This is a genomic window from Peptoniphilus hominis (ex Hitch et al. 2025), assembly GCF_040096015.1.
In the GTDB taxonomy this organism is placed as follows: domain Bacteria; phylum Bacillota; class Clostridia; order Tissierellales; family Peptoniphilaceae; genus Peptoniphilus_A; species Peptoniphilus_A hominis.
Map to the genome: position 1 here is coordinate 12,696 of NZ_JBBMFO010000015.1, position 14,895 is coordinate 27,590.

The 14,895-nt window shown below is 35.6% G+C and carries 2 protein-coding genes; both read right to left on the bottom strand.

Annotation, left to right across the window (positions count from 1 at the left end; all coding sequences use genetic code 11):
* Window positions 1-39: 39 nt before the first annotated feature.
* Window positions 40-273 (bottom strand): hypothetical protein, encoded by a 234-nt coding sequence (locus tag WMO19_RS05745; RefSeq protein ID WP_349170660.1) that lies wholly within the window; start codon window positions 271-273, stop codon window positions 40-42.
* Window positions 263-14,509: a SpaA isopeptide-forming pilin-related protein gene (locus WMO19_RS05750; RefSeq protein ID WP_349170662.1), complete on the bottom strand. Its 14,247-nt coding sequence runs from the start codon at window positions 14,507-14,509 to the stop codon at window positions 263-265. Before WMO19_RS05750 ends, WMO19_RS05745 begins: the two co-directional genes overlap by 11 nt.
* Window positions 14,510-14,895: the final 386 nt, after the last annotated feature.

A 14,895-nucleotide genomic window follows, 5' to 3' on the forward strand; every position in this document is an offset into this window, starting at 1 on the left:
TCCCACTAAGGAGGGTGCCTCTTCTTGTCTTTTATAGAATTAATCATAAGAGCAACACCTTCTCTCACTTGCCCTTAGTGGGTTTATCATAAGAGCTTGTCTCTTCTTGATTTTAAAATCATTTAAGATAAGATGATTTACCTTGTCCCTATAAGCTTTCGTCATAGGAAAACTTATCTTGTCCTTGTAACCCTTTGTCATAGAAGAACTTATCTTGTCATAGTTATTACTCGCCATTAGAGGATTACTTTTGACCTTATAACTAATCATCATAAGATTCCCTCCTCTTTCTGCTGTAAACATAAGCCGCAGCACTCATTAGTATCAAACCACTAACAGTAAAGATTAAAGTACCCATACCACCAGTCCAAGGATATACACCCTTCTTGTTTTCTACAACTATTGGAGTCTTGGCTTCAATATAAGTTGGCTTTCCACTTGCGAGTTTTGTCATATCAAATGCATATGTTAAACTATCATATTCTTTTGAACTATCTTTAATTTTAAAACTCAAATCTTCAGAAAGATTTACATTGTCAGAAAACTTACCGTTAAACTCTATTACTAACGCATTAGTAGTTGTTACATTTCCTGTTGCATTATTTTCTGGCAAATTGTGTAGGTAGTAACTATAAACATTATTGCTGCTACCATCAATTGATCTTGTTTTAAAATCTTCTGATTTAAGGCTATCTAGATTCTTACCTTTTTCTAGCTGACCGTAACTAATTACACCACCGAAACTATCTGTAGGATAAATCTTCCAGTTTTTCTCACTTATTAATAATTCAGTTGAGTCATTATCATAAGTGAAGTTTTTGTGTTCTGGGTTTATAATTAGTCGAGCTTTAAAGGTCCTATCCTTTTCATTTATTTCTAGGATTTGACTTGTCATCATACCTTTATCGCCCCTAGTCAAACTTGCTTTGAATGGATCTTTTTCAAGCACTTGAAGTTTTCCTTTTTCAAGTTTGAACTCTCTGATATATCCTGGGAATTTACCATATCCTTCTGGTGCCTTTGTTTCTTTAAGAGCATAGTAACCATCTTTTGTAACTTCTAATTTGAACTTACCATCCTTATCAGATGTTACAGTCATTGGAACTTCTTTTACTGTTGTGCCTTCAGTTTTCTTAATCTTAATAGTTTCATACTTGCCATCTTCTTTATCTTTGTATTGAACTTCAAAGATTGCATCTTTTAGCTTCTTGGCATTATCATCAGCATCAACCTTTTCAAACTCAATTGGCTTGTTGTTTACAATCTCAATTGGAACTGTTCCGTCAACTTCTTCGAAAATATCAGTTGTTACTGAACTTCCGGTTTTATTTATAGTGATTTTTCTAAATATCTTTCCTGACTCATCAACCTTAAAGTAGGAAACTGCTTCTGTTGGTTTTATATATCCTGGAGGACTTATAGTTTCAACTAACTTGTAGTAACCTTTTTCAAGTTTTTCGTAGGAAACAATTCCATCTTTGTCAACAGGTCTTGCGTTACCTATAGGAGTCCAGCTTTCATTAGGGTTTTCTGCCGTGCCACCATTTTTGAATAGTGAGAAGTAAGCGGCATCTTTTACATTGCCTTTATTATCTTTTATTACTTCACCATTTTCATCTAATGCTGGTTTTAATTCATTTCCATAAGGGTCTACCTTCTTGAACTTTATCTTGTTAGATGGGTTAACTGCTTGGATAGTTAGGTCTGCAGATGCTGTATTTGTATTATCAAAGGCATAAATCGCATCCCATCTATAAACATAAGGTGAAATGGCAGTTCCAGAAACAGTGTCATAATATCTTCCCCATGAATCATATCTATCGTATTCATAGTCGTAGGTACTGTATAAACTAGATACGCCTTTATAAGATAGAACTTGGTTTTCAGTTCCAACATCTTTCATTCGACCAGTTACTTTTATTATCATTGAACCTCTAGGTCCAAGATTACCTATGTTGTGAGTTACCTTCTTATTTGCTGCAACATTTTCAGGAGATGTACCACCACTCCTTACTAGGTTAGAATCAGCTTCATTTACAGCAAAGGACTCTGGCATAGATTGGTTGATATAATAATCAGAGTTATACCTTAGCTTGTAGTAAGTCAATTGTAAATTATCAACAGCTACATTTGGAGTATATGTGAAATACTGATCTTTTGCATTGTAATATTTGTCTCTATTTACATAGAAGTAGTGAACAAATTCGCCTGTTTTTGTGTTATATTGTGTGATCTTTGATGCTAGGTTGACTGTTGCATTGTCATAGGATTCTGAAATTGCATCAACAAGGTATTTAATATTTATGTTGTGGTTTATAGAAGAACTTCCAACGCTTACTCCAACTTTAGCATTTGGATCAGAGTTTCTTACCTTAGCTAGGCTAATATGAGCAGCTAATTTGTTTTCGAAGTTCAATAGCTTATATTGCTCAGCATATTTTGTGAAGGTATAAGTTATTGTTCCTGCTTCTTTGTTATAGTCTGCCTTAGCTATTGTACCAACACCATCAGCAAATAGGTCTAAGTTAGTTGCACCATCTGTTCTAACACCCTCTAGGTCCATGTTGTCAGTTAGTTTTAATACGAAGTAATCTCCAGGCCTTATCTCAATATTTGGATCAAGTTTAAATTCGTTGTCAAATTCCAAACTTTGTCCAACGTGAGGTCTTATTACAGTATTTCCTTCAGAGCCTGTTTTCTTTTCATCATCAGCATTAGGTCTAACAACTTTAAGTTCAGATTTGCTAATGCTAATCTTATCTGTTAAGTTTTGACCCGTCCTTGCTATGTCACCTGCATAAGGGTCTAGGTCTTTACCGCCAACTGTAAAGTGCCATATTTGGCCAGTGTTTACGTGACCAGATGGATTTTCAATTTCTTTTAGTTCGTAGTTACCAATTGGTAAGCCATCTATTACAAGAACACCATCTTTATTTACAGTACCAGTGTATTTAGCATCAGCTACTGGATTTCCATTTTCATCCTTCTTACCACTAGTTCTTACTGCTTCAAACTTTGCTCCAACTGTTAATTCTCCAGAAGAATCTGCAGTTGCTCCTAAGGCATTTCCGTTTTCGTCAAGCTTTTTGATAGTTACTTTACCTTTACCAGGTGTTTCATTTAGAATTTTACCCATGTTCTTAGCAGTGGCAGATGTTACATAGTCCACTAAGGATCCACCTGATGATCCGGCATTGCCATATTCTGCTACATAGCCACCTGGTTTGTATTCTAAGGTAATATAACCTTGGGCTCCAGAAATAATTCTACCCATTGGTTCTTTTGTTTCTGGGTCTATAAAATTTGCTTCCTTTAGTGGAATTTCCTTTGGATTTCCACTATCGTCCTTTACCTCACTTAGGATTAAGCAAGTGTCAATATCAAACTTGCTATCCTTAACTAAGTCGCTGAAGTTGTAAACTGTGTTACTAGGATCACCTTTTATTTTTGCTTGTGCATCTTTAAGTGCTATTTGCTTTTGGTTATTTGGGTCTATTATTGTTAGGTCAACCAAATTAACTTCTTTTTTAGTTTTTGGATTGATGATCTTGCCAGACCTTGTGTCAATTTGTTTGATTGTGAACTCTAAAAGTGGTCCTTCAATAGGTTTATAACCTTGAGGCGGTGTAACTTCTAGTAGTCTATAACGACCTGGTTCAAGTCTTCTGAAACCAAAGTAACCGTTGAAAGCTGATGCTACATAGGATTCATCAAGGTCATACCAGAAGGATCCTTCCTTCTTTTGTAGCTTAAATACTGCACCTTCTAGTCTGTTTTTATTGAAATCCTCTTTCTTCGGATCTGTTTCTAACTTAGCGTGCTTAGAGAAAGTAAGATTATAAGTTTCATCTTCGTTTGTTATTGTCATACCTTCTTGAGGCACTGTCTTAATTGTATCTGATGAATACAAGTCTTTGATATCTGCCTTGGTAGTTGAAGTTTGGATTGGCTTGGCATTCTTAATGTTTGAGTTAGTAAGATCTGACGATAATACTATTCGACCTGCATCGTAGTATGTGCCATCAATGTATGTGCCCTTTCTTAACCAAACTGCATATTTTTCATTGTCAGAATTGCCATAGAACCATGCATTAGTATCAGCTGCAGAATGCTTTGAAGCATAGAAGTCACGAAGTGCTTCCATACCTTGTTGGTAGGCTGCATCTCTCTTAGTTTGGAGACCGCCTGTGGAACCAATATCTTTATCATACTTCCAACCTAATTGTCCTTTTTCAAAGGTTCTTTGGGCAAATACCCATTCTCCACCATAGAAGTCTACCTTTAATTCTATTTCTCCAAGATCTTTGATGTTGTCATCGTAGAATCCTTCAATATCTATGAAGTAAACTCCGTCATTTGATAGGTTGATTTGGTCTTCGTCAAAGCCCCAATCAAATGGTCTCCACCTTGCAGTGTTGACTACAGATACATTAGACTTTCTTAAGTCATAGTCCTTTAAAATTTCATCCACATTAGGTGTTAGCCCTGGGTTTGAAACCTTATAAGTTGTTCTATAAGCAGTCTTTACACCACCCTTTGTCGTTACTGGAGAAGCTGAAGGTGTATCTTTCTCTTCTCTCTTAGTTGTAGGAGTAATTTGTACGTTGACCTTGCCATTGTATCCTCTAGTATCTACATAGATTCTTTGGATGAAAGTCTTATTGACAGGATCAATACTCTTGATTATTGACTTGTATTTAATTGTATCAGTTGAATTAGTGTTATCTCCTGCCTTTGCTCCCTCAGATGATAGGTATGAAGTAGATGAATGCTTAGGACCACTTTGTGTGATTACAAGTTGTCCACCTTTTTCTTTTACTTCAAGTTTCCAAGGAGCTGCTGGCTTTTTGTAACCTGCTGGAGATTTAGTTTCTGTCAACAAATACTTACCTACTTGAAGTTTTACAGTATTACCATTTTCGTCTACAAATTTTACATTACCATTTTCATCAGACTCAGCTGTAACTATAGTAAAAGTAGAGTCAACTTCAGTGTAGTCGTCATTTGTCTTTTTAAGTTCAAACTTTGCACCTATTAGTGGTGAATCTGCTGAGTTCTTCTTATAGATTTTAAGTTCAATACCAGTTTGCTTGTTGGTAATTTGTGCAAATTTCCCTTCTGGGATTTCAACTTCTCCATCAGAAGGAATTGATGTTCCATCAGAAGTGAAGCTTGCAGATACAGTAACTGCAGAACTTGGCATTGTAAAGTTGTTGTCTGTAACTTTTATAGGGTTACCACTTGCATCAGTAACTGTGTAAGATTCTAATTTGAATCCTTGGTTAGGAACTGGTGTAAGAGTTACAGTTTCTCCTGGTTTTGCAACTACCTTATCTGTATTAACATAACCATTTTGAGTGTCAGCTATCTTTACTTCATAAGAACCTGATGCTATGTTACTTAATGTAGTATAAACTGTAACATCTGATGCTGGCATTAAGAAGTAACCAGTATTTGGTCCAGTCTTTACAAAGTTAACAAGTTGACCATCTGATTTTTTTACGAAGATACTCTTTAGAGCAGAGGATGTACTCTTCATAGATACACTTACATCTACTTTTTCGCCTTCTTCAGCTTGACCTGGTACTCCCTTTGCTGGAGTAACTGTAACTGTTCTTCTCTGATCTGGGTCTATACCTACAATAAACTTATCTTTTTGTATAGTTGTAGGCTTAAAGAATGCATTTAGATAAACATCTTTATCTGGCATTATAAAGCTAGGGTCGCTACTATTATTAACAGTTGCTAGTAACTTTCCTTGTCTATCTAGAACTTCTATTTTTTCAAGTTCATAGCCAGTATCAGGATTTACTGTTACTGTTACCTTTTCTCCCGCTTTTGCAGACCTTGGTGCTGTAATAGAACCATGTTCTACGTTTGGAATAACGTTTATATTAGATGTTTTGACTTGCCAAATAGCTTTAACACTTGTATTTGCATTAACAGTAATAGAGTCTCCCACTGCTTTTTCTTGTCCATCTACTAGCCAAGCCTTAAATTCTTGATTGGTTGGAGCTGTAAATCCACATTCAGGCAATACATAAGCTTTGCCTTTTTCAACAGTTTGGTCTGTCATAGTGCCAGATCCACCGTTTTTATCAAAGGAAACAGTTACAGTTTCTGCAGGCTTGTCTGTCCAAACCGCATAAAATGTTACATCAGCACTTACTGTTACTACTCTGCCTGGATCAAATTCTTTTCCATTAAACCCCCATGTTTTAAAGATTTTACCTGCTGGTGGAGTGAAGCTATTTTGTGGCATAGTAAAGTCAGGTTGACCTTTCCTTGCAAAATAAGGTCCCATTGTTCCAGATCCAGTATTTGGATGGAAACTTATCATTACATAGTTTGGATCTCTTTCAAATATTGCATAAACATCTGCCTTAAAGTTACCCATTGGGAAAGTCATTTGTCCATTACCTTCATAAATGGCTCGTGTATAGTCAGATTCAGGTCTGTTTATATAAAGTTGTTTTAATCTATAACCTGGGTCTGCTTTTACAGTTATGGTAACATCTTCATATTGCCTTGCTTTGTTCTTATCACTTGTAACCTTACCATTTTGAGTTGGCATTATGTTTATAGGATAAGTTTGAACTTTCTTAAATGTTGCAGTAACATTAGCATCAAATTTACCCATTGTAAAAGATGCTTCTGAGCCATTAACATAATGTGTAACGTCACTTCCATTTATATTGAGCTTATCTAAAACATATCCTGGGTCTGGTGTAATAGTTAGTGTAAATGTATCATTTTCTTTTGCTTTGTCTTTATCACTTGTAACACTACCATATTGAATGTTAGGGTCAATTATTACATTGTAAAGAATTTCTTGATTTCTATTAATATCATCTTCACTTGGATAAGAGTCTCCTGCCCATGATTTCTTTGAGTTATCGTATGGACCTGATTTATTACCAAATTCATAATCTGCTCCTAAACCGATAGAACCATCACTTGAATAGGAAGACTCAACTTCAACCAATATTGTTTTATTGCTTTGAAGAGTTGCCTTAATCCTCATTGGTCCGGTATCGTTTCTTTCTTGCTTAGGATTTATTCTAATTTCTTTTTTACCCGTAATATTATCTATTGTCGAGCTTGCATCGACTTCATAGAATTTTACCTTTGATATTTCCTTTGTTCCTAGTTTTAAATAAAGGTCATTTCCTGGTTCCGGTTCTCTATGAATTTCGATCTTTCCAGCAAAGTTTCTACTTCCTGGTTTGAACAAGAATATTTGTCTGAATCTGTCATCTTTTTTATTTATTTCAGTGATTTTCGTTTCCATGTAATTAGCAGTATGAGCTTTATTTGTTCTATTAGTGGATAGGCTTGGATCAACTTGTTCCCAACCTCCAGCTCTTACTGGTCCTGGAACTATTGGATCAGAAATTTCTAGTCCTGAACCTGTTCCTAGTGCAAAGTCTCTGTTGTAAGCTACCATTGCAACTTCACCGAAGGTCATTCCATCTTTTAATTGGTTTTCAAGATTATTTTCTCCATAGACTGCCTTTATGTTTTGTCTTATTGCTTCTTGATTTATTTCTGCTTGAGACTTAAGTGGGGTTTTTCCATTTGTTTCTGGAGCTTTACCATATTGTGCTGCTTTTAAGGCTTGCATTTGTTTTGCCAATCTAAGATTTCTAACTGGCTTTTCTTCAGTTGAATTAGGATCTCCTACTGATAGGATTGTATTTTCTTCAGCTGGTCCGCTTAAAAGCTCAGCAGATCTTGCAGCTGTTCCTCCTGGATTATTTGTGACAGTAGCTTTAGGAAGAACTTTGATGAAAACTTTACCGTCAGCCTCTATCCTAACTGACCAATCATTATTAGCTAGTTCATATCCTGGAGCTGCCTTTGTTTCCTCTAACTTATAAGTTCCTGGTGTAAGCTTGTTAAAAGAAATCATTCCATCAGAACCTGTTGTCATAAATCTTTCATCTTTACTTGGATCTGGACCTGTTAGTTTAAATTCTGCTCCCTTGATAGCTTGTCCAATATCATCTTCTTTAACCTTCTTTAGTTTGAAACCAAAGGTTTTTGATTCATTAGTTACATCTAGAGAGTTGTCAGATATATAAGATCCTTGGATACCTGTAGATTGTTCCAGTACAGGACCAGTTTCTTTTATAATGTCAACTCTTTCGTAGTAATCGGACTTCCAATAAGTTACGCCATCTTCTACCCAGTCCATGCCTGTACCGACTCCACCACTAGCTTCTTTATAAGGAACTTTAATATCCACTACTATTGGTTTGTCTGTAGCTGGGAAGTCTAGGCTTAATCTATCAGGCTCTCCATACCTGCCTTTTACTGCCTTTGCAGAGCCCTTAACAGAGTCTGTTATGTTTTCTGCTCCGTAATCAGCAAGTCTAATATCAGATATCTCGCCTGTGACAGCTTTATTAAGTTTAAATACTTGATAGTCTGTGCCAGCTATAGCATTTCCATTGTACCAATCCATATTTGTGTATTCTACTTTTTCTCTATGGATTGTACCATTTGTTGCGCCAATGCTGTTAGCTTCTGGGTTTAGGACATATCTTTGGATAACGTATTTTTCATCTTTGTTAATACCAACTATTCTTGTTCCCATCTTAAATGGCCTTGGGAAAGCTCCTGTCCAATCAGTTCGTCTGTTGTCGTAAAGGTTCCAACCTTCTAGGCTTCTGCCTTTTACATCAACCCAATTAACATTAGCTTTTTCTAGGATAGAACCAATTGTATTTCCAGCTTGAGATTTTTCTTTGTAGTTATAGACTTTCTTCTTGCCGTCAGCATCAATTACAAGAACCCATTTTTTGTTAAGTTTCCTATAACCTGCTGGGGCTTCAGTTTCTTCTATAACATAAGTTTTATTTTTTTCTAAAGGAGGTGTGAAAGTTACAATACCCTTGTCATCTGATACTCCAGTTGCGACAGTTTTTGTTTCCTTTTCATCCTTGATTACAAACTTAGCGCCTTGAAGTGGATTGCCATTCCCGTCTTTCTTGTAAACTTTGAATTCTTCTCCAACTGGCTTGTTGGTTACAGATATTACTATTGTGTCTTTGCCTGTAAGCTCAGTACCAGCTCCACCAATTTCTCTTATGACTACCTCTCCTGTGTCATAGACAACAACTTGCCATCTTCTATTTGACTTGATGAATTTATCTGGAGCTTGGACTTCTTCGAGGGTATATATGCCTGGCTCTATGTTGTTAAACTCAACTATACCATCAGCACCACTATATCTTGCAATTGTTGTTGTGCCCTCAGTGTCCTTTAGTTCAAATATAGCACCAGCTAAAAGACTATTATCAGCTTCATTTGTCTTTTTGATTTTAAAGGAACCTGGTGTGTACTTTTTATTTATAAGTTTAATCTTTTGTGAGTAGTAAGTAGGAACTTCTTTCCCTGTTTCTGAACCCAATGCCCAGTTGTAGTTACCCTTTTGGTATGAGCCTGTGTGTCTTTGACCATTAGATAGGTAATAACCAGACCATAGGTCTTTAAATCTTTGTTTGTCTGTAACCTTAAAAGTTTGAACTATTACATAACCTTCATTGCCTGATACTCTAGGTACTTGAATTTCTAGTGGGTGTCTTTCATGACCATAATCTAGAAGACCTTCGTGGCTCTTTAGATATTCAGGTCTATAGGTAACCCTAACATCTCCGCCAGATTCTGAGAATCCTACATTAGGATTTACCTTTGATTTTGAATAAACTCTACTGTAGTTTGAAGTGTCTTGCTCTGGTCTAATACCATAAGATAAAGGCATTAGGTTTTGTTTTCTTGTTTGATTTCCATAGACCTTGTAGATTTTTAAGTCTTCAAATCCAAAGGCTGGATATCCATCTGCACGATAGTATTCCAAACCTGGTCTAGGTTTTCTCATTGAAAGCCAATCAAGTCTGATTGTTCTTTGACCACTAGACATATTAGTTGGGTTGTAGTAAGAAACAGCCTTTAGATAGATTTCTCCATCTTCACCTTTATAAATGTCTGTTATATATTCACTTGTTAGTGGTCCGCCTCCACCTTGGGAGTCATATGAATAATAGTCAGTCTTTACGTTGAAGTCTAATGTCTTATTGCTAGTTGCTGCATTTTGATCGTCTGGGTCTACTACTATCTTAAAGTTATAGCCAGAACCTTTATTTGTTTGTGTAGCATAGTACTTGTCTGGAATGATACCGACAATTTTAATTGATGCGTTTACATTAGATGCGTTATCTTCAAAAACATAGGTTAAAAGATTTGTGTCATAGTTAAAATAAGGTTTTGCTATTACTTTTCCATCACCATCTTTTAAGACCGGTATTTCATATACATATCTCTTGAAGTCAAGGTTTCTATCAAATTGGATTTTAAATTTTCCACCCTTAACGGCGTTACTTATATTATAAGTAGCATCGTATCTGTAGGATTCTATACCATAGGCTTCCCAAACACCTTCTTGCCAACCAATACGACCATCGTCTGGTTGGTTTTGTTTTTCTTGAAGGGTCATGGATTGGTTAACAACTTCAACTTTTCTTTGACCAATATCTTGTCCAATTTCTACATCTTCTAGGATATAGTCAATACCATTTTTAGGTATACCATTGCCATCTTTAAATCTAGCCTTGTAAGTTACCTTGCCATCATCTGTTACATTTACATCAAATACAACATTTGATTTCTTGTAACCTTGAGGGGCTTTCTTTTCCTCTATAATATACTTGCCTGGTGCTTGCTCGCCAAAGGATGCAAGACCTTTTTTATTTGCGTCATTTGAAGCTTGAACGTCTATTATAGGATTATTATTGGAATCCTTTAGGGTGAATGTTGCACCAGATAGTCCATCTACTCCGTTTTCATCAACTTTTGTAACTTCAACTTTTGCTTTTGGAAATTCTTCGTTAGCAATAGTTAATGTTACTCCATCACTTGTAGGATTTGTTTGTGTAGAGTCTGATGAAGTTGACAAGCCAATTGTTTCTTGGATTCTTGCTTCGTTTTCAACGCTTTGGTTATCTGTTAACCAGTCATAAGATACTGCACTTGTATTTGTTCCGCCACTTGCTGTTACCTTTACTAGGAAGCCCCAGTCATTATTAAATCTTGCTGTTGGGAATTTTATTTGGTAACCAGTTTTTCCTGTAAATGGATCTTTAACATTTGCAGTTCCTGTAATTTCATTTGCTCCACCAGCATTTATTTGGTTAGCTCCAGTGTATTCATTGGCATTTTGGTCATACATCTTATTTCTAACAGTATTTCTATTACCTGGATCTACATCGATTACTTCTACAGAATTAATAGATCCACCGCCTGCTAGGTTAAGGTTAAGTCTTGTATCTTTATTTGTGCTTCCATCATAACCATTAGCTTCTGGTTTTAAATAGATATAAAATTCTACATTTCCATTTTGGTCAATGCTTCCATAGTGCATAGCATTCATGTAGGATGGATAAGATGGATAGTAATTGTGTCTAGCAGTAACAGTTGCTATTTTCCCACCTTGCATAGAGATGTTATTGCCTTCTACTGATATTTTGCCATCAGAAGATACAGTAATTTGTTTTGCAGTTTGATCTAATTTGTATCCAGCTGGAGCTTTATTTTCTATAAGAGCATAAGTACCTGGACTTACATTTCTAAAACTTGCTCGTCCGTTGGCATCTGTTGTTAGTTTGATTGTCTCTCTTGGACTTTGAAGGGTGAATTCTGCTCCAGAAAGTTTCTTAGCAGGGTCCTTGCTATCTGTTTTTATAATTGTAAAGTCAGAGTCTTTTTCACCTGTAGACTCTGTCATTGTATTGTAAATGTGATAAGCGCCGTCTAGTAGTGAATAGTAGTTGTACTTTTCCTTGTAGGAATAAGTTTTTCCATCTGGTAGTGTAGTATCAGCTGGAAGAACTTGAACTATATTTGGAGTAATCTTAGTTTCTGATCCATCACTTCCAATTTCCCATGTCTTAACAGCTGGAAGGTCGAATTCTCTATCTGCTTGGCCTGGTTCTCCTTCGCCAACTGTTACTGGACTTGCTAAAGCATTTCCATTAGCATCTTTAACTTCTATGGTTTGTTCTGGCATCTTTTTAGTGGCATCTATACCAGACCATGTTTGCTTGATTTTTATAGGTTGGTATTTGTTGATGTTAACACCTGAAAGTGAATAACCAGCTTCTGATTCTGTTATATTTGTATTAAATTCATAAACTGCGATTCTACCTGGATATTGTTGGTCTGATGGATTTGTTCCCTTTTCAGGAATTGTCTTATTAAGATCAGTTACATTTTGTTTAACAACCATCTTTCCAGTGTCTCTGTCAAGACCATATACTGCCATTCTTGATGAAGTTAGTTCTTGGTCTCCTGTCAACTCTCTTGTAGCTAAAGGAAATCCTACAACTGGGTTATTCTTTAAAGTATCGTCCCCTGTGGACACTTGGTCTGTTACTGTCCATCTTGCAGTAGTGTCAGATGTAAATTCACCTAGAATTGATGTTCTGTTATTAATTCCAACACGCTTAGTTGTAGTTTCTTCCACATAAGATTTGTTGTCAGCTGCATCATAGACTAGTCTTACTGCTCCTGATTTCTTTCTATTATTAAGAGCAACAGAAAAATCTATCATGTATTTTTCTTGAGTATCTGTTGTATTTGTTTGGAATGTATAAAGAACTTCTCTGGTAGATTCTTGAAGGGTATGGTTTCTAGATGAAACTATGCCAAATTTACCTTCAATTTCATTTGTTGATAAACCTTGGGTGATTTCTTTACCATTCAATAATAAATTGCTAGGTCCTCCTAGACCAGAGCCTTTTACTGTTGTTGCGTTTGAGGACAGTCCTAGGTCCTTTAAATCTTTGGTTGCTGTGAATCTAACTGACCATTTAACTGCTACAAGCTTACCATTTTTTACAACCGGAGAACCATGAGCGTCCATATAAACTTTATAGTCAGAACCTGGTTCTACTATTTGTAATACATCGTGACCGTCTTCTTCTGAAATACCATTTACAATATCCCCATTATTGTTAACTATTACTTCTGGAAGTTTTACTGGTCTTAGAACCCCTAGTCCAGAAATAGAATTATTAATAGAGTGTTTGTCTTTTGTTCCATCTAGTTCTTTTATTTTTTCTACATTATAATCGACATCTATAGCTATAGGGATTTGTAGATTTTTTGCTATTGGACTTTTTACAGTGTATTTTATTGTATTTGTAGTTGACTCATAAGAAGGTTCAGCTAAAACTTTTCCATCGTTTACTATATTTGGAAGAGTAGTTCCAGATTTTACAGTAAGTCTTGGATCCAATTTGATTTCAAAGAATTGTCCTGGTTGAATAGGTCCAGTAATAGTTGAAGTGTCAAGTCTAGTCCTAATTGTGAACTTCTTATTAGCTAAGTCTTCTGGGCTTGATCCAACAGGGTTTGCCATAAGCATATCTGGTCTAAAGTTTCCGTTCCTATCCCTTTCGATTAGCGCTTGGATTGCTTCTTCGTTGTCTTCCATTAGTTTGGCTTGGCCTTCTCTTGACAAGTCGTACTTGTCTTCAAAGCTGATAAGTAAGGCTTGGATTTCTTCTAAGCCGTTTTTTTCGTCTGCAAGTGCTTTTTTTAGTTCTTTGTCTGCTTTTTGTAGACCTGTTAAGCCTAGTGTTTCTTTAAGCTTATCTAGTAAGCCCTCTTTTTCTTCTTTTTCTTCTGTATTTTCTTTATCTTCTAATTTATTTGAATTATCCTTGTTTAGACTAAGTGCTGATTTTTCGTCTTTATCTTTTTTCATGTTTTCGACTTTGACATCGATTTTTATATCTCTAAGGCCTGGCGTTGTTATTATTAGTTCGCTAGATCCGAAAAGGCCTTCTTTTATTTCCTTATTTACGATTATATTCTTGTCCTTTAGTATATCGTCGTAAGTTAAGGTTTTCTTGTTGCCTTTAAAGTCTTCTACTTCGATTAGAAGACCTTGGCAGTCAAGCTTGCCGTCCTTGTAGACTGCTTTTATTCTGTTTACTACTCTCCAAGATTTGTAGCCAGGCTTTTCAATTTCTGTAGTTTCTAGGTTTAGGTTTTCACTAGCTTTAGCATTTTGTTCTGCTTGCTTTGCCCTTTCTACTGCTTGGTTAAGTTTGTCTTCTGCTTTTTGTTCTCTTTGTCGTCCTGCTTCGATTATTGCGTTGTCAACTTTATTTTGTGCTGGACTTTCTTTTTCTGGTGTTTCAATTATGGTTGATGATTCTTTTTGCCTTGCTGGTGCCTCTTGAAGTTTATTTGTTTCTTTACGATCTTCTTCTTTTTTTACGCCAGGAACTGAAAACAAATCATCCTCAGCTTGTACTTTTTTGGGCTTGGTTTCTGGTGCTAGTATAGATTTACTGTCCATCCTTGGTTCGCTCATTATTGAGTTATGGTTTTCCTCTTCGTCGAGAAGTGATCTTGCTGATACAGCAAGTGGACTGAACACTTCTAAAACCATTAACAGAGCCAATAAAAGGCTCATGATTCTTTTCAAAATGTTATTCATTATTACTCTCCTATCTCAATCAGTCTTTGTCTATACTAGGATTTTATGTATTCTCTAGTATTGTTATATCTATTTTAATACACTAATAATAAAGTATCCATACTTTTTTTATAAATTTCTCTTAAAAAATGGCTTGCTGCTGTCATTTTTTTGAAAGTTTTTTGCCCCCCCTTTTTTCTATTATTTATTAAAATATATAATGTATACATTTTCACTGGCTGAAACTATTGAAAATTAGCGACTCAGTATATTTCAACATTCGTAAATTATAATACTCATATTTTCATATTGATTTAAATTGTATTTTATTTATACAATTTTAATTTGCAAAAACCTATAGATTCCCTATTTAATCCTATTTTCGCATTAGTACACTGACTAGGTAT